This is a genomic window from Agromyces aurantiacus (genome assembly GCF_016907355.1).
Classification (GTDB): Bacteria; Actinomycetota; Actinomycetes; order Actinomycetales; family Microbacteriaceae; genus Agromyces; species Agromyces aurantiacus.
Window position 1 is genome coordinate 1,296,817 of record NZ_JAFBBW010000001.1, and the last position, 15,759, is coordinate 1,312,575.

The 15,759-nt window shown below is 73.7% G+C and carries 17 protein-coding genes; 10 read left to right on the top strand and 7 right to left on the bottom strand.

All coding sequences use genetic code 11. The annotated features are described in order from the left end of the window. Positions 1 to 31: 31 nt before the first annotated feature. Positions 32 to 661, bottom strand: a complete 630-nt coding sequence (locus JOD46_RS06200) for a hypothetical protein (RefSeq protein ID WP_204392540.1) — start codon at positions 659 to 661, stop codon at positions 32 to 34. Positions 662 to 777: 116 nt separating this feature from the next. Between JOD46_RS06200 and JOD46_RS06205 the strand changes: the two genes are divergently transcribed. The 3 genes from JOD46_RS06205 to JOD46_RS06215 all read left to right on the top strand — a co-directional run bounded on the left by JOD46_RS06205 (position 778) and on the right by JOD46_RS06215 (position 3,898). Next, positions 778 to 1,401 carry a TetR/AcrR family transcriptional regulator gene (locus tag JOD46_RS06205; protein WP_204392542.1) on the top strand — a complete coding sequence of 208 codons (624 nt, stop codon included), beginning with the start codon at positions 778 to 780 and terminating at the stop codon, positions 1,399 to 1,401. A gap of 605 nt (positions 1,402 to 2,006) precedes the next feature. Then, positions 2,007 to 2,696: a hypothetical protein gene (locus JOD46_RS06210; protein ID WP_204392544.1), complete on the top strand. Its 690-nt coding sequence runs from the start codon at positions 2,007 to 2,009 to the stop codon at positions 2,694 to 2,696. Positions 2,697 to 3,268: 572 nt separating this feature from the next. Next, a complete protein-coding gene (locus JOD46_RS06215) occupies positions 3,269 to 3,898 on the top strand; it encodes a VOC family protein (RefSeq protein ID WP_239562610.1) in 630 nt (209 codons plus the stop codon). Positions 3,899 to 3,931: 33 nt separating this feature from the next. Here JOD46_RS06215 and JOD46_RS06220 read toward each other — a convergent pair whose 3' ends face one another. The 4 genes from JOD46_RS06220 to JOD46_RS06235 all read right to left on the bottom strand — a co-directional run bounded on the left by JOD46_RS06220 (position 3,932) and on the right by JOD46_RS06235 (position 7,208). Continuing rightward, the gene (locus tag JOD46_RS06220; protein ID WP_204392546.1) at positions 3,932 to 4,648 is read right to left on the bottom strand and encodes a response regulator transcription factor; all 717 of its coding nucleotides are present in this window, start codon (positions 4,646 to 4,648) and stop codon (positions 3,932 to 3,934) included. Further along, complete coding sequence (locus JOD46_RS06225) at positions 4,645 to 6,003, bottom strand: sensor histidine kinase (RefSeq protein WP_204392548.1); 1,359 nt, start codon at positions 6,001 to 6,003, stop codon at positions 4,645 to 4,647. Before JOD46_RS06225 ends, JOD46_RS06220 begins: the two co-directional genes overlap by 4 nt. A gap of 4 nt (positions 6,004 to 6,007) precedes the next feature. Then, positions 6,008 to 6,706, bottom strand: coding sequence for a DUF2306 domain-containing protein (locus JOD46_RS06230; protein WP_204392549.1), 699 nt, complete (start codon positions 6,704 to 6,706; stop codon positions 6,008 to 6,010). A gap of 106 nt (positions 6,707 to 6,812) precedes the next feature. Then, positions 6,813 to 7,208 (bottom strand): YybH family protein, encoded by a 396-nt coding sequence (locus JOD46_RS06235; protein ID WP_204392551.1) that lies wholly within the window; start codon positions 7,206 to 7,208, stop codon positions 6,813 to 6,815. A gap of 103 nt (positions 7,209 to 7,311) precedes the next feature. Between JOD46_RS06235 and JOD46_RS06240 the strand changes: the two genes are divergently transcribed. The 7 genes from JOD46_RS06240 to JOD46_RS06270 all read left to right on the top strand — a co-directional run bounded on the left by JOD46_RS06240 (position 7,312) and on the right by JOD46_RS06270 (position 13,174). Next, positions 7,312 to 8,166, top strand: a complete 855-nt coding sequence (locus JOD46_RS06240; RefSeq protein WP_204392553.1) for a DNA-formamidopyrimidine glycosylase family protein — start codon at positions 7,312 to 7,314, stop codon at positions 8,164 to 8,166. Positions 8,167 to 8,190: 24 nt separating this feature from the next. Continuing rightward, positions 8,191 to 8,610, top strand: coding sequence for a hypothetical protein (locus tag JOD46_RS06245; RefSeq protein WP_204392555.1), 420 nt, complete (start codon positions 8,191 to 8,193; stop codon positions 8,608 to 8,610). Between the two features lie 90 nt (positions 8,611 to 8,700). Beyond that, positions 8,701 to 10,047, top strand: a complete 1,347-nt coding sequence (locus JOD46_RS06250) for a serine hydrolase domain-containing protein (protein WP_204392557.1) — start codon at positions 8,701 to 8,703, stop codon at positions 10,045 to 10,047. A 55-nt stretch (positions 10,048 to 10,102) separates the two neighbouring features. Continuing rightward, positions 10,103 to 10,726, top strand: a complete 624-nt coding sequence (locus tag JOD46_RS06255) for a GyrI-like domain-containing protein (protein ID WP_204392559.1) — start codon at positions 10,103 to 10,105, stop codon at positions 10,724 to 10,726. A gap of 47 nt (positions 10,727 to 10,773) precedes the next feature. Then, positions 10,774 to 11,265, top strand: coding sequence for a GNAT family N-acetyltransferase (locus JOD46_RS06260; RefSeq protein WP_307834930.1), 492 nt, complete (start codon positions 10,774 to 10,776; stop codon positions 11,263 to 11,265). A 77-nt stretch (positions 11,266 to 11,342) separates the two neighbouring features. Next, complete coding sequence (locus JOD46_RS06265; RefSeq protein WP_204392560.1) at positions 11,343 to 12,260, top strand: oxygenase MpaB family protein; 918 nt, start codon at positions 11,343 to 11,345, stop codon at positions 12,258 to 12,260. Between the two features lie 68 nt (positions 12,261 to 12,328). Then, complete coding sequence (locus JOD46_RS06270; protein WP_204392562.1) at positions 12,329 to 13,174, top strand: bestrophin-like domain; 846 nt, start codon at positions 12,329 to 12,331, stop codon at positions 13,172 to 13,174. A gap of 9 nt (positions 13,175 to 13,183) precedes the next feature. Here the strand turns inward: JOD46_RS06270 and JOD46_RS06275 are convergent, their stop codons facing one another. Both JOD46_RS06275 and JOD46_RS06280 read right to left on the bottom strand, forming a co-directional pair. After that, a complete protein-coding gene (locus JOD46_RS06275) occupies positions 13,184 to 14,095 on the bottom strand; it encodes a hypothetical protein (protein WP_204392564.1) in 912 nt (303 codons plus the stop codon). 156 nt (positions 14,096 to 14,251) lie between these two features. Next, complete coding sequence (locus JOD46_RS06280) at positions 14,252 to 15,679, bottom strand: MFS transporter (RefSeq protein WP_204392566.1); 1,428 nt, start codon at positions 15,677 to 15,679, stop codon at positions 14,252 to 14,254. Positions 15,680 to 15,759: the final 80 nt, after the last annotated feature.

Sequence of the window (15,759 nt, forward strand, 5' to 3'; positions counted from 1 at the left end):
AGCGTACAGTCTCTGTCCATCGCGTGGTTCCTCAGACGAGCAGCGCGGCCGCGAGGCATCCGATGCCGACGGTGAGGTCGATGCCGATGCACCACAGCGCGAGCGAACGGCTCACGACCGCGTCGCGTCGAACGTGCACGACGTCCCACGCGGCGTGGGCCGCGAGCGCGAGGCCCGCGATCGCGAGGCCGAGCCGCGGGTCGACGAGCACCGCGAGGGTGCCCGCGACGAGGTAGACGAGTGCCACGGCCGTCTGGCGGAACGCCTCGTCGCGGCGCCGGGCGAAGGCGATCGCGGCCAGGATCGCGCCGGTGACGACGAGCGCGAGCAGGCGCGGCACGTCGACCAGTTCGGCGAGCACCACGATGACGGTGCTGATTCCCACCCACGCCCACGCCATCCAGCGGATGCCCGTCGCGGTCGCCGCGAGGTAGCAGACGACCGCGACGCCGGCCGCGGTGAGCGGCAGCGAGAGGTCGATGCCGGCGCTCTCGCCGAGCGTGAAGAGGGCGACGAGTCCCGACGCGATGCCGATCGCCACGAACAGCACGATGGCGAAAGACGAACGAGCGGATGGCGCGGCGACGCGCTCGCCGTGGAGCGCGAGTTCCTCGTGGGGCCGCAGGGGGCTCGCGTCGAGGTGTTCGGGTCCGGAGGTCATGATGGTGCTCCAATCGTGAACGTATATTCATGAACGGTAGTTCACGGATGTTGCCCGCGTCAACGCTTTCGTGAACCTTTGTTCATGCGAGAATCGAATCGACCCGAGGAGACCGTATGACGCCGCCCCGCCCGCCCGCCGACCTCGACGCCCTCCGCGAGGGCCTGCTCGAGCACGCCCGGCGCATCGTCGCGCGCGACGGCGTAGCCGGGCTCACGATGCGCGCGCTCGCGACCGAAGCGGGATCCGCCGTCGGCCTCTCCTACAAGGCGTTCGCGTCGCGCGACGACCTGCTCGCCCAGCTCGCCGGCCGCGCGATCGACGAGCTCTCCGCCCAGCTCGACGAGTGGGCGGCGACGCCCGGCGGCCGCGTCGAGGACCGCCTGCGCGAATTCGCCGAACTCGTGTTGTCCTCCGACGCGCCGTCGATCGTCGCACAGCTGCCCGGCGGCACGGGCGCCGAGGGTCCGCTGCGCGAGGCGTTCGACCGCGGCAGCGCCCGCGAATGGGACCGCCTGCTCGCCGACTTCCTCGCCGAGCGCCGCGCTGCGGGCGAACTCGCGCCCGACGTCGACCCCGAGGCGTACGCCTTCCTCATCGCAGGGGCGCTGCACAACCTCATCGCCTCCGGCGGCGCGTGGCGCCGCCCCGATCGCGCGGTCATCGAGCGCCACCTCGCGGCCGTCGCCGGCCACCTCGCGGCCGACCGCTCGGCGGTCGGCGACACCGCGCGCGGCTGAGCCATCCGCCCGGGGTCTGCCTTCGCGCCGTCCCCACCTCGGCGCCGCCCCATCCACGCACGCTCGTTCCCGGCCCCGCCCTCTCCACGCACGCCCGTTGCCGGACCGCCCCCGTTCCCGGCCCCCGCCACGTTCCCGCCCCCGTCCCGTTCCCGGCCCCGCTCTCATCCCGAGTCCCGCGTTTCCGCGGGTGCACCCGCACGAACCCGGGATTCGGATCCACTCGCAGCGCACACAGCCCCCCGAGTCCCGCCTTGATGCGGGTGCACCCGCACGAACCCGGGATTCGGATCCACTCGCCGCGTGCGAACGTGTGCGGCTGAGTGGCGCGTGCGGCGCAGGGCCTCGCGAGTCCCGGGATATTGCGGGTCGACCCGCACGAACCCGGGACTCGAGACAACGCATGGGTGGGCGCGGCGACGCGCCACTGGGCGCCGGCCTGGGCGCTGCGCGCCGCGGCGCCGAAAGGGCTATGCGCGAGCCACCGCAGGAGCGCCGTCATGGCGCGATCCGGGGTTCGTCTGCTACACAGGGCATGTGTCGCGCCCGTTCGCGGGCACGGTGTCGACGTCGATACCGCGACCGGAAAGCGAGGGCCCCCTGCCATGCGATCACGAGCACGCACCATCCGACTCGGCGCCATCGCCGCCGCACTCGGCCTGGCCCTCGCGGGTCTGGCCGCGGCCGCGCCCGCCTCGGCCGCCACGTACACGTGCGCGTCGTTCAGCGGTCTCACCGTGACCGCCGATACCGTCAGCCGCAGTCCGGTCTCGCTCAATGCAGGCGACGTGATCCGCGCCACGGTCTCGCCCGCGCGCGACGGCGACGTCATCATCCTCAGCGCCGCGGCCGGAACGAGCATCAACTTCGTCGAGGCGCCCGCCACGACGGGCCTGTCGTGGAAGGCGCCGGTCACCGGCAGCTACGGCCTCGGCTGGTCGCTCGAGGCATCCGGCACCCGCCCGTCGAGCCTCACGTGGAGCTTCACATGCACGCCCGCCTCGGGCTCGACCGCGACGGTCTCCGACTCCGACCGCGACGGCGTCGCGAACTCGAGCGACGCGTGCGCGTCGACCACGCTGCCCGACTCGACCAAGAAGCCCGTCGCGGGCCGGTACGCCGCCAAGTCGACGGGCCGGTTCCTCGACGGCACCGGCGCGTACTCGGGCTACACCGTGGTCGACACCGGCGGATGCTCCGCGCTCCAGATCGCGAAGGCGCTGAACCTCGGCCGCACCGACCTGCAGTCGGGCATCACGCTCACGACGCTGAAGAACTGGGCCGCCACGCACTGAGCCGGGCGGGGGGTCGCGCGCTGAGCTGGGTCGCGCGCGGCGCGTCGGCGTCCGATGTCGCGAGTCCCGCCTTGCTGCGGGTATGCCCGGCGGAACCCGGGATTCGCGGCGCGGGTTGGGTGCGCCGGCGACGGATGCCGCGAGTCCCGACTTGCTGCGGGTCGACCCGCACGAAGCCGGGATTCGGGTCGGCGGTCGGGCGCGGGGTCGGGCGGGGGTTGGGTGCGCCGGCGACGGAAGCCGCGAGTCCCGATTTGCTGCGGGTGGACCCGCACGAAGCCGGGATTCGGGTAGGCGGTCGGGCGCGGGGGTCGGGTGCGGGTCGGGCGCGCCGGCGACGGATGCCACGAGTCCCGACTTGCGGCGGGTGGACCCGCAGGAACCCGGGATTCGGGTCGGGGGTGGGGTGCTGGAGGTTCGCGAGTCCCGACTTGCTGCGGGTGGACCCGCAGGAACCCGGGATTCGGGGCGGCGGTCGGGTGGGGGTGGGCGCGGCGGGGGTCGAGTGCGGCCGGCGCATCGGTCAGGAATCGAGAAGCGGGCCGTGCGGGGCCGGACATAGCGTCGCGGGTATGAACACCACCGACACCATCACCATCTCGTCCATCGACGCCATCACCCTCGACGCCCCCGACCCCGAGGCCGCCGCGCGGTTCTACGCCGACGCGTTCGGGCTCGGCTCCGAGGTGCGCGTGCGCGCCGCGGATGCCGCGACGAGCGGGTTCCGCGGATACACCGTGTCGCTCATCGTCGCCCAGCCGGCTGACGTCCGCGCGTTGTTCGACTCGGCTGTCGCGGCAGGCGCGACCGTGCTGAAGCCCGTCGAGAAGTCGTTGTGGGGCGTGGGCTGCGTCATCCAGGCACCCGACGGGGCGATCTGGAAGATCGCGACCTCAGCCAAGAAGGACTCGGGCCCCGCGACGCGCACCATCCAGCAGATCGTGCTGCTGCTCGGCGCCGACGACGTCGCCGCGAGCAAGCGGTTCTACGTCGACCGGGGTCTCGCGGTCGGCAAGAGCTTCGGCAGCTACGTCGACTTCGCGATGCCGGGCAGCCGCATCGGGCTCGGGCTCTACAAGCGCCGCGCGCTCGCGAAGGACGCCGGCGTCGCGCCCGAGGGCTCGGGCTCGCACGCCATCCGCATCGTCGGGGGAGCGTCGTTCACCGACCCCGACGGGTTCGCCTGGGCCGCATCCGAGTGACCTCCGCGTCCCGCTGAGGGTGCACGGCCGCCGTCAGCGGGACGCCCGGTCGCGCTCGTGCGACCAGATCGCCAGTTCGACGCGGTTCCGGGCGCCGAGCTTGGCCATGAGGCTCGCGATGTGGGTCTTCACCGTGCCGAGCGAGATGTACAGCTCGCGCCCGATCTCGGCGTTGCCGAGGCCGCGCGCGACCAACGCGAGCACCTCTTCCTCGCGATCGCTGAGTGGCGAGGACGGCGACAGGGTCGACATGGGCGAGACGGCGGAGCCGCCCTCCACGGAAGCACCCCCGGCGCCACCGGCCCCGCCGGCCCCGCCAGCCGCCCCCGCGAACGCCTCGATCAGCCGCACGGTCACGTTCGGCGCGATGAGCGCGTCGCCGCGAGCCGCCGCGTGCACGGCCTCGCGCAGCAGCGCCGCGCCGGCGTCCTTCAGCAGGAACCCGCGCGCACCCGATCGCAGCGCGGTGTAGACGTACTCGTCGAGGTCGAAGGTCGTGATCACGACCACGGGGATCGGGTCGGCGACGCCCGGCCCGGCCAGCTCGCGCGTCGCCTCGAGCCCGTCCATCACGGGCATCCGGATGTCGAGCAGGCACACGTCGGGCCGGATGTCGCGTGCGAGGGCCACGGCCTCGGCGCCATCGCGCGCCTCGCCGACGACCTCGATGTCGGGTTGCGCGTCGAGGATCATGCGCAGGCCGGTGCGCACGAGGTCCTGGTCGTCGGCGATCAGCACGCGCACGTTCATGCGGTCCATCCTGCCCGCGGCAGCTCCGCGGTCACGGCCCAGCCGCCGCCGGGCGCCGGCCCGGCCGAGCAGGTGCCGCCCAGCAGCGCGGCGCGCTCGGCCATGCCGGTGAGTCCGAAGCCCGGTGCGGCGGATGTCGCGGCCGCGCCGTCGTCGCGCACGTCGAGTCGCACGCCGTCGGCGTCGACCCGCACGCCGACGTCCACGCGCGTCGCTCCCTTCGCGTGCCGCCGCGCGTTCGTGATGGCCTCCTGCGCGATGCGGAACACCGCCGCGCCGACCGCGGGCGGCACGTCGTCGCCGTCGCCGTCCACCGTGACGCGCACTTCGGGGCCGCGCAGCCCGGAGCCGCGCGCGGCGTGGGCCGACGCGACGCCGGAGCCGGAGCCGGAGCTGGACCCGAAGCCGGACCCGGACCCGAAGCCGGACCCGGACCCGAAACCGGGCCCGAAACCGGGCCCGGCTCCGGAACCGGACCCGGACCCGGCCCCGGCCCCGGAGCCCGACCCGGACCCGGACCCGGACCCGGCCCCGGAGCCCGACCCGGCCCCGGCCCCGGAGCCGTCGACGGCCGGTCGCGCGAGCCGCCGCACATCGTCGAGCCCGGGCGCGGGAGCGAGCTCCGCGACATCCGCTCGCCGCAGCACGCGCACCATCGAGCGCATCTCGTCGAGCGTGCGCGACGCCTCGCCCTCGATGACGCGCAGCACCTCGACTGCGGCGCCCGGGTCGTTCGCGGCGACCGCCGTGCCGGCCTGCGCCTGGATCGCGATCGCCGAGACGTGGTGCGCCACGGTGTCGTGCAGGTCGCGTGCGAGCTGCTCGCGCTCGAGCAGCCGCACGCCCTCGAGCTCGCGCTCGTGCGCGCCGGCCCGCCAGCGGAACGCGATGCCCAGCGTGCAGGTCGTGAGCACCACGGCGAGCCCGCCGATCGCCTCGCCGACCGTCTGCCCGCCGACGGGCAGCGACAACAGGATGCCCGCGGCGAGAATCACCGCAGCGCCGAGCATCGCGCGGCCGGAGCCCCAGCGCATGACCGCGTAGACGAGGATCAGCATGTACGCGCTCGTGAACAGCTGCGGGTCGCCGCCGGGTACGAGTCCCACCACGGTCCCGGTGCCGAAGGCGAGCGCGAGCATCGTGAACGGGCGCGCGCGGCGCCAGAGCAGCGTCGGCACGAGCGCGACCAGCACCGACGCCCAGAGCCAGCGCCACGGCACATCCGTGCGCAGCACCGCCTCGAGCACGACGAGCGCGGGGAGCACCGCGACGAGCAGCCAGTCGCGCCACACCCGGCGGGGCGGCGGCGGGGACGCGGCCGGCGCGTCCCACAGCGCCCGGACGGGGCTCGTCATGCCCTCATGATAGGCGGGCACCGGTCACCGCCGTCGGCGCGGGCGGGGCGGGGTGGCGGCGGATGTCGCGACGCGACCACCCGCGGATCACGAGCTCCGCGACCGCGAGGTTGATCACCCAGCCCGCGCCCATGAGCACGGCGTGGACCGCCTCGCCCGGCGCGCCGAACGCGAGCGTCCACGGCGCGAACGTGAGCACCTGCGTGCCCGCGCCCATGGCGATCGCGTAGGCGCGCGTCATCCATGCGCGGTGCGTGCGTACGTCGCCGCTCCGGATCGCGACGAACGCGATCACGATCCCCGCCGCCATCGCGGTGCCGAACCCGAGGCGCATGACCATGAGCGCGAGGCCGCTCGGGGCGGGCAGGTCGTACGCGACCGCCATCCAGAGCCCCGACAGTGCCGACGCGAGGCCCGCGGGAGCCGCGACGCGCCCTGACATCCGGTGCCAGCGCCGCCGCCGGAGCGATGGCGCGAACTGGAGCGCGCCGAGCACCGCGAACAGCAGCGATCCGACGATGTGCACCACGATGGGCACCGGCGAGTCGAAGAAGCGCGAATTCTCGGCCGTCACGGTCGCGCCCGTCGTGAGCTGGGTCAGGCGCGACGCGCCCGCGATCATGGGCACGACGCTGAGCAGGATGAGCCCCGCGGGCACGAGCCATTCGGGGCGGCCCCGGCGAGGGGCGGAGGTCTGGGTCATGTCCCGATGCTCGCGGGTGCGGCCGGGCCGCGGCATCGGCCGACCGGCCGGACCGCCTCGGCCGATCGGCTGAAACCCGACAGGAGCCGAGCGTGCCGGGCCCGGGTCAGCTGATCGTGTCGGCGTGGCGGTGCACGACCCGCCACTCGCCGTCGTCACGCCGGTAGACCTGCGTGGACCGGATCGTGACAGAGCGGGGCGCCCCGTTGACGGAGGTCGTCACCCGCTCGTACCCGACCGTGTAGGCCATGTCTCCCACGACGTCGAACGAGATGAGGTCGAGCGCGTACGCGGTGCAGTGCGAGAAGCTCATCGCGAGTTCGTCGAACGCCTCGACGAGCGCCGGCCGGCCGACGGCGTTGCGCCACGCGCCGAACACGCTGACCGGGTCGGCCTGCGCCCAGACGGCACGACGCGGGCCGTCATCGCCGTCGAACATCGCGCGCTCGGCCGCGACCAGCGGACCGTGCACCCATTCCAGGAACTCCTCGCGCTCGTTCATGGGATCAGGATCCTCCCGCCCCGTGTCGAGCACAATCGTTCGCGGCGACTGCGCCGGCGGCAACCGGTTCCCTCGCGTCGGCGGGTCGTGCGATGCTGGCCGCATGCCCGAGTCGCCCGAGGTCCAGGCGCTCGTCGAGGAGCTCGGCGCGCAGCTGACGGGCCGCACGATCACCGACGTCGACGTCATCGAGTTCCGCGTCACCAAGACGCGCGCCCTACCGCTGAGCACGCTGGTCGGCGCGCAGGTCACGGGTGCCGTCCGCCACGGCAAGCTCGTCGACCTCGGGTTCGGCCCGACGCACCTCGTGGTCTCGCTCGGCCGGCACGGCTGGGCGAGATGGGCGGATGGCGCGGCCGCGCCATCCGGCACCGACGACGCCGAACCCCCGCCGCCCGCCCTCGCCGCGATCACCTTCGACGACGGGCGCACGCTCGAGTTCACCGACGCAGGCAACTTCGTGTCGCTCGGTGCCTGGGTCGTCGACGATCCGTTCGAGGTGCCGGCGGTCGCCAAGCTCGGACCCGACCCCGCCGCGCCCGGGTTCAGCCGCGCCGACTTCGACGCCGCGATGCTCGGTCGCCGCAAGCAGGTCAAGGCCGTGCTGCAGGAGCAGGAGTCGCTCGCCGGCGTCGGCAACGCCTACTCCGATGAGATCCTGCACGCGGCGAAGGTCTCGCCGGTCGTGCACGCCGCAGCGCTCGCCGCCGACGAGCGCGACCGGCTCTTCGACGAGACGGTCGGCACGATCGCCTCCGCGATCGACGCGCGCCGCGGCATCCCGATCGACCGGCTCAAGGCCGACAAGGTCGCGGCCATGCGCGTGCACGGGCGGGCCGGCGAGCCGTGCCCGCGCTGCGGCGACACGATCCGCGACTTCACGTTCGGCAGCACCATCGCGCAGTACTGCCCGACCTGCCAGACCGATGGCGCGGTGCTGCCGCTCAAGGAGGCGTAACGCCCGCCGTGCGATGATCGCCGCATGACGGATGACGCGGAGCCCGCCAAGCCTGTGACCGTGGTCGTCGACGTGGCCAACGTGATGGGCTCGCGCCCCGACGGCTGGTGGCGCGATCGCGAGGGCGCGGCCACGCGGCTGCTCGCGGGAATGTCGGCCCTCGTCGGTCGCGACGTCGACGATCCCGACGGGCAGCCGATGCGCATCGCGCGGATCGTCGCCGTGCTCGAGGGGCAGGCGAGGACCGCCTCAGATCCGGGCGGCCTCGAGATCGTGCGGGCGCTCGGCGAGGGCGACGACGCGATCGCCGACGCGGCCCGCGTGCTCGTCGGCGCGGGCACCGCGGTCGTCGTCGTGACCGGCGACCGCGGGCTGCGGGCGCGCCTGCCCGCCGACGCGCGGGCCGCCGGCCAGGGCTGGCTCAACGCGCTGCTCGGCCGCTGAGCGAGCGTCGGCCGCGACTCCGGCCGCGACCCACCGCCGCGGCCGCGCCCCGGGGGCCGCGACGACGGTCGCCGCTGCTAGCATCCGCTGGTGCGCATCCTCCGCCGCGTCGTCGTCGCCGCAGCCGTCCTCGTCCTGCTCGTCATCGCCGCCTTCACCGGCGTCTATCTCTGGCAGCAGCCGATCCTGCTGACGGGCACCGGCTACGCCGCGCACAACGCATGCGCGGTGAACGAGGTCGCCGGCCGTGACGACCCCGAGCGCGACCTGCCGCCGAACCCGCTCGTGCCCTACCTCCGCATCGACGGCGAGGGCGATCCGACCACCGGATCGATCCTCGGTGCGCTCGCGCGCCAGCGCGCCTGGCACACCGACGGCTTCGGCTGCACGCTCGCGGCCGAGCGGCCCGAGCTCGGCGACGCGACCGCGATCGACGCGGGCGCGAACCCGTTCACCGACGCGCCCGCGCCCGATGCCACCGCGAACCCCGACCTCGAGGCCGCGCTCGACCAGGCCTTCGGCAGCGACCTCGACGCCGCCGACGCGAAGGCACTCGGCACCCGGGGCGTGGTCGTCGTGAAGGACGGTGAGCTCGTGGCCGAGCGGTACGCCGACGGGTTCGACGCCGAGACGCCCCAGCTCGGCTGGTCGATGTCGAAGAGCGTCGCGAACCTGCTCACGGGCGTGCTCGTGAAGCAGGGCGTCGTCGCCCTCGACGACGATCACCTGCGCCCGGAGTGGACGGACAGGCGCGCCGACATCACCGTCGAGCAGCTGCTGCGCCAGACCAGCGGCCTCGAGTGGGACGAGACGTACGACCTCGGCACGCCGATCACGCGCATGCTCTACCTCGAGCCCGACATGGCCGACTACGTCGCGAGCCTGCCGCTCGCGCACGAGCCCGGCACGGTGCAGCAGTACTCGAGCGGCAACACCACGCTGCTGTGCGACATCCTCGCCGAACGCACCGGCCTCGGCGCCGACCTGCCGCGGCGCGAGCTGCTCGCGCCGCTCGGCCTCACGACCGCGATCCTCGAACCGGATGCCTCGGGCACGCCGGTCTGCTCGTCCTACCTCTGGGCCAGCCCGCGCGATTGGGCCGCGATCGGGCAGTTCGCGCTGCAGGACGGCGAATGGAACGGCGAGCAGCTCCTGCCCGACGGCTGGATGGCCGAGAGCCTCAGCGCCACCGACGTCGACGAGACCGACGACCCCGGCAACGGCATGAGCTGGCGCACGAACGTGCTGCCGAGCGGCGAGCTCCGTTGGCCCGAGCTGCCCGAGGACACCTACTACGCGGCCGGGCACGACGGGCAGAAGGTGCTCGTCGTCCCGTCGGAGCAGCTCGTCGTCGTGCGCATGGGCTTCACGCCCGAGGCCGACGAGGATCCCTCGGTCGTGCAGCTCGTCGCCGACGCGATCGCCGCGCTCGACTAGCGTGCGCGCCCGATTCCGGCCGGAGTCCGGCCGCGAACCGGCGTAGCCTGCCGCCATGACCGGCGAGAAGTACGACGTCAAGCGCGCGCATCGCGAGCTCTACGCGCCATCCGCCCGCGACTTCTCCCTGGTCGACGTGCCGCCCATGCGCTACCTCGCGGTCGACGGGCACGGCGACCCGAACACGGCGCCCACCTACGCGCAGGCGGTCGAGGCGCTCTTCGCGGTCGCGTACGCGCTGAAGTTCCGCAGCAGGCGCGAGCTCGGGCGGGATGTCACGGTCGCCCCGCTCGAGGGCCTCTGGCGGGCCGATGACCCCGCCGCGTTCACCGCACGCGAGAAGGGCGCGTGGGACTGGACGATGTTGATCGCCCAGCCCGAGTGGATCGACGACGCACTCGTCGCCGAGGCCGTCGCCGCCGTTCGCGCGAAGGGCGACCGACCCGCGCTCGGGCTCGTGCGCCTCCGCGAGCTGCACGAGGGGCCGTCGGTGCAGATCCTGCACGTCGGGTCGTACGACGACGAGGCCCCGACGCTCGCGCGACTCCATGACGAGTGGATGCCGCAGCACGGCCTCACCTTCGCCGGCGACCATCACGAGATCTACCTGAGCGATGCGCGGCGCACGGCGCCGGAGAAGCTGCGCACCGTCCTCCGCCAGCCGGTCCGGCCGGTGTGACGACCTCGGCCGTCTCACCGCCGGCGCGACTCGGCGAGAATAATCGAGTGACGTCCCCGACCCCCGCCCCCATCGCCATCGAACGCGGCGACCTCGCCGATCCCCGCGTCATCCGCCTGCTCGAGGACCACCTCGACGACATGTTCGCGACCTCGCCCGCCGAGAGCGTGCACGCGCTCGACGTCTCGGGGCTGTCGGTGCCCGAGGTGACGTTCTGGACCATCGCCGACGGCGACGAGCTGCTCGGCTGCGTGGCGCTGAAGCAGCTCGATGCCGAGCACGGCGAACTGAAGTCGATGCGAACGGATGCCGCGTCCCGCGGCCGTGGGCTCGGTGCGAGGCTGCTCGAGCACGTGCTCGCCGAGGCGGCCCGCCGCGGCTATCGGCGCGTGAGCCTCGAGACGGGCTCGCAGGAGTTCTTCCGGCCCGCGCGCACGCTCTACGCCAAGTACGGGTTCGTCGAGTGCGAGCCCTTCGGCGACTACGCGCTCGACCCGAACAGCGTGTTCATGACGCTGGAGCTGCCCGCGGCCGGCTGACGGGCGCAGCGGCGGCCCCGGTGGTTCGCGGCGGATCGTCAGCCGCCGCACATCCCGGCCGGGTTAGTTTCGGAGGCATGGCGTCCTCGACCACGAGTGCTGGCCCGCGCTCGACCCCGCGCGTGAAGTTCCGCGTGCACGGTCGCTCGACGCAGCCCGACGCCGAGCTGCCCGCCTGGACCCGCAAGCTCGCCGAGGGCGACGACGCCGGGTTCTTCGGGCCGGGCAGTGCCGTGTGGGCGGTCAACGGTGCGCTGCCCACGCTCGTCGCGGGCATCCGCGCGCTGCTCCTGCAGACCCTGCACCCGGGTGCGATGGCGGGAGTGCACGACCACTCGCGATATCGCGAGGATCCGCTCGGGCGGCTCGACGGCACCATCCGCTGGGTCGCGACGACCACGTTCGGCGATCGACGGCAGGCGACCGAGGCGAGCGCGTTCGTCAGTCGCCTGCACGAGCGCGTGCGCGGCACCTACACGGATGCCTCGGGCGAGACCCGCGCGTACGCCGCCAACGATCCCGAGCTGCTGCGATGGGTGCACGACGCCTTCACCGAGGCGTTCATCGGTGCGCACCTCGTCTGGGGCCGCACGATCCCGGGCGGACCCGATGCCTACGTGCGCGAGTGGGCGCAGGCGGGTCGCCTCATGGGCGTCGAGGATCCGCCGACGAGCGTCGACGCGCTGCGCGCCGAGCTGGCCGGCTTCCTCGAGGGGGCGAAGGTCGACGAGCGCGTGGCCGGGGCGGTCCGCTTCATCCGCCGACCCGGCCTGCCGGGACTGACCGGACGGCTCTACCCCGTGCTCTTCGGCGGCGCCGTCGCCTCGCTCGACCCCGAGCAGCGCCGGCTGCTCGGGCTGCGCCGGCCGTGGTGGCCCGCGATCACGCTCACGCGCGTCCTGCTCCGGACGGGCGAGCGCGTGCTCGGCCCGATGTCGCCGAGCGAGCGGCACGCGCGCCTGCGGATCGCCCGGCTCGAGGCTGCCGCGGGCTGAGGGGCGCCGCACGGGGTCCCGCGACCGGCCGAGCGAGGGATGGCGCGCGATCGCGCCCGTTGCCTAGTGTGAGCCGCACGGCCGATGAACGCGCGGCCGCGGCATCCGGGGGGACGGTCGACGTGAACTGGTTCTACGAGGCGAGCGTGTGGGTCACCCTGCCGCTGTTCCTGATCGTGTTCGTCGTGGCATCCTGCGGCATCGTGGTCGGACTGCGTCCGGTCGTGGCGCGCCTGGCCGACGACCGGGGCGAATGGGATCGCGCGCTGGGCCACGTGATCGGCACCTTCGGGGTGTTCTTCGGGATCCTGCTCGCCCTGGTCGCGGTGTCGGTCTACGAGAACCTCGCCCACACCCGCCAGGTCGCGATCGAGGAGGCCAGTCGCGTCGGCGCGCTCTACCGCGCGAGCTCCGGGCTGCCCGGCGGCGACGGCGACCGCATGCACGAGGCCCTCGGCGACTACCTGCGGGCCGTCATCGACGGCGACTTCCCGGCGCAGCAGCGCCAGGTGCTGCCGACCGCGAGCGACCCGCAGGTCGACGAGATGGACGCGCTGCTGGAATCGGTCGAGGTCGGCACGCTCGGCGAGCAGGCCGAGTACAAGCAGGTGCTCGAGTCGTACGACGCGTTCATCGAAGCGCGCCGTGCACGGATCGACGCGACCGCGCTGGCCCTGCCGCCCATGCTCTGGGCGGTGATCTGGGTCGGCGCCGCCATCAACGCGGTGCTCATCGCGTTCATCGCCGTTCGGGGCCTGCGCCTGCACCTGCTCATGGCGGGACTGCTCGCGGTCTTCATCGGCCTGGTGATCTTCGTCACGGCCGACATGGACCATCCCTACGCCGGCGCGATCTCGATCGACGCGGGCGCGTTCGAGCGCGTGCTCGAACAGGTGGTGGATGAATCGGGGTGAGCCCCGCGATCAGGGCCGGCCGACCTCGCCCTCCCAGTACCCCGGTCCGTCGGTGTCGAGTGAAGTGATCTGCCAGCCCAGCGGGGCCGGCGCCTCGTCGGCGCCGTCGAGCAGCGCGGGGTCGGCGAGGCGCGCGGCGATCGCCTCGGCCTCGGCGGTCGAGACGCGCGCGATGTAGAGCTTGGGCCAGTCGGGCCCCTCGAGCAGCACCTCGGCGTGCGGGTGCTCGGCGGCGATCGCGATGACCGCCTCGATCAGGTTCCGCGAGATCAGCCCCTCGAGGTGCGTGAACCGGAGCATCGGCTGCTCGGAGCGCAGCGCGAACGACCCGCCCTGCGCGAACAGCGGCGTCGCCATGAGCGCGTCGAACCGGTCGGCGACGCGATCGGGCTCGAGCAGCGCCGCGTAGGGCCAGCCGTCGATGAAGGCGAGCCCCACCACGCCGGGCACGGCGGCCGCGTCGAGCAGGCCGGCGACCGTCGCGCGCGCGGTCGCGGCATCCGTCTCGGGGGTGACCTCGAACGACCACCACGGCTCGACGATGCCGTCGATCCCGCCGCCCGTGCCCGGCTCTGGCTCCGGCGCCACCGCGGTCAGCGTGATCGGATCGGCCCAGTCGAGGTCGGCCGCGATCGCGGGCACCTGCTCGGCGGTCGCGAGCACGTCGTCCTCCTCGGCGTCGGCCGCGATCGTCACGGTCGTGTAGCGGGGATTCTCGTCGCGCGGTTCCATGCCGCCGATCTCGACCGAGTCCACGCCGGGCAGGGCCGCGAGTTCGGTCTTGAGCGCCGTCTCGGGATCGGCGGGCGTCGCGGCGGGCGTGCCGGGCCCGGCGCACGCGCCGAGCGCAGCGGTCAGCAGGGCGGCGACGGTGGCGGAGCGGGCGAGGCGGATGGCGCGGGTCGATGCGGGAGGGCGCATGCATCGAGCATGAACGATGTCGGCGCCCGGGTCGAATCGCGCCGGCTCGACGCCCGGATGGGTCGGTGACGACACTCGATGCGGGTGTGCGATCGCGCACACCCGCATCGAGTGTCTCCACGATCCCGCACGGGCGGACCCGGCCGCGCCGCAGGATCAGGCGGCCTCGGCGAACTCCTCGAGCGGCGACTCGACGACGCGGATGGCACGCGCGCCGCGCCGGTCGGGTCGGCTTCGGCCGAGGAACGGCACGAGCCCGCCGACGACCGCGAGCACCGCGCCGATGACGAACGCCGCGACGTACCCGGACTCGGCCGGGAGACCGGCCGCGCCCACGCTCCCGCCGATGGCCGCCGCGAAGACGGTGGTGCCGACCGCGCCGCCGATCGTGCGGATGTTCGCGTTCATGCCCGTGGCGATGCCCACCTGGTCTGCGGGAACGCTCCGCACGATGAGGTTCGGGGTCGACGACGTGACGAGCCCGGTCCCGAGGCCGAGCACGGCGGCCGACCCCGCGAGCAGCAGGATGTCGCCGTGCAGCAGCGCGATCGACAGCGAGGCGGCCGCCGAGAGGAACGCCCCGATGGTCAGCTGGGCCGAGAACGGCAGGACCCGGCTGAGCGGGCCGGCGACGAAGCCGACCGAGGCCATGGTCACGAGCATGGGCAGCATCATCAGTCCGGCGGCACTCGCGTCGATCCCGAGCCCGTATCCGCTCGAGGCCGGGGTCTCGGCGAGCCGGGGCAGGTAGGCCCACACGCCGAACATGGCCGCGCCGGTGAGCAGGGCGGTCGTGTTGGTGGTCCAGACCGCAGGACGGCGCATGACGCGCATGTCGACGAGCGGGCTGCGCGAGCGCAGTTCGACCGAGAGCCAGGCCGCCATGAGTGCGGCGGAGGTCGCGAACAGCCCGATCACGAGCGGTGAGCCCCATCCCCACTGGTTGCCCGAGCTGAGCGGGAGGAGGAGTGCGACGAGCCATCCGGAGAGCAGCACCGCGGCCAGCACATTGATGCGTCCGGTCGAACGCGCGGCCGAACGGGCGAGGCCGGCCGCGCCGATCGCGAGGCTCGCGATGGCGAGCGCGAGCGGCAGGGCGAACAGGCCGCGCCATCCGATGGCAGCGGCGACCGGACCCGCGATGACGGTGCCGAGACCGCTGCCGACGGCCATGATCGCCGAGAGGCCGCCGATGGCGCCGGCGAGGCGCTGCGGAGTGAATGCGTCCCGCACGAGCCCGAAGCCGAGCGGGAAGACCGCGCCGCCGAGGCCCTGCAGCACGCGGGCGACGAGCATGACGGTGAGGTTCGGTGCGAATGCCGCGAGCACCGAGCCGACGGCGACCGCTCCGAGCGCGAGGAGGTACATGCGGCGCCGGCCGACGAGGTCGCCCGCACGGCCCAGGAGCGGCGTGGCCACGGCGGCCGAGATGAGCCAGGCGGTCAGCATCCAGGTCTGGCCGATGGCATCGGCGCCGAGGTCGGCGCCGATGACCGAGAGCACGGGGATGATCAGCGACTGGAGGCTCGAGACGGCGGTGAAGCTCGTGGCGACCGCGATGAAGGTGAGGCGGGTGGGTGGCAATGGAACGCCTTCCATTCAGGTGCCCGGCAGGCCGCCGGGCGTATACTGGAGGGAGTCTCCGATCGGAGGCTGCCTCCGGT

What these genes read in the sequence shown, in the direction of transcription:
- JOD46_RS06210 (WP_204392544.1), top strand. Translation starts at nt 2,007, where the DNA reads ATGCGATCACGAGCACGCACCATCCGACTCGGCGCCATCGCCGCCGCA.
- JOD46_RS06220 (WP_204392546.1), bottom strand. Translation starts at nt 4,648, where the DNA reads ATGAACGTGCGCGTGCTGATCGCCGACGACCAGGACCTCGTGCGCACC.
- JOD46_RS06265 (WP_204392560.1), top strand. Translation starts at nt 11,343, where the DNA reads ATGGCGTCCTCGACCACGAGTGCTGGCCCGCGCTCGACCCCGCGCGTG.
- JOD46_RS06225 (WP_204392548.1), bottom strand. Translation starts at nt 6,003, where the DNA reads ATGACGAGCCCCGTCCGGGCGCTGTGGGACGCGCCGGCCGCGTCCCCG.
- JOD46_RS06275 (WP_204392564.1), bottom strand. Translation starts at nt 14,095, where the DNA reads ATGCGCCCTCCCGCATCGACCCGCGCCATCCGCCTCGCCCGCTCCGCC.
- JOD46_RS06205 (WP_204392542.1), top strand. Translation starts at nt 778, where the DNA reads ATGACGCCGCCCCGCCCGCCCGCCGACCTCGACGCCCTCCGCGAGGGC.
- JOD46_RS06255 (WP_204392559.1), top strand. Translation starts at nt 10,103, where the DNA reads ATGACCGGCGAGAAGTACGACGTCAAGCGCGCGCATCGCGAGCTCTAC.
- JOD46_RS06235 (WP_204392551.1), bottom strand. Translation starts at nt 7,208, where the DNA reads ATGAACGAGCGCGAGGAGTTCCTGGAATGGGTGCACGGTCCGCTGGTC.
- JOD46_RS06215 (WP_239562610.1), top strand. Translation starts at nt 3,269, where the DNA reads ATGAACACCACCGACACCATCACCATCTCGTCCATCGACGCCATCACC.
- JOD46_RS06230 (WP_204392549.1), bottom strand. Translation starts at nt 6,706, where the DNA reads ATGACCCAGACCTCCGCCCCTCGCCGGGGCCGCCCCGAATGGCTCGTG.
- JOD46_RS06245 (WP_204392555.1), top strand. Translation starts at nt 8,191, where the DNA reads ATGACGGATGACGCGGAGCCCGCCAAGCCTGTGACCGTGGTCGTCGAC.
- JOD46_RS06240 (WP_204392553.1), top strand. Translation starts at nt 7,312, where the DNA reads ATGCCCGAGTCGCCCGAGGTCCAGGCGCTCGTCGAGGAGCTCGGCGCG.
- JOD46_RS06200 (WP_204392540.1), bottom strand. Translation starts at nt 661, where the DNA reads ATGACCTCCGGACCCGAACACCTCGACGCGAGCCCCCTGCGGCCCCAC.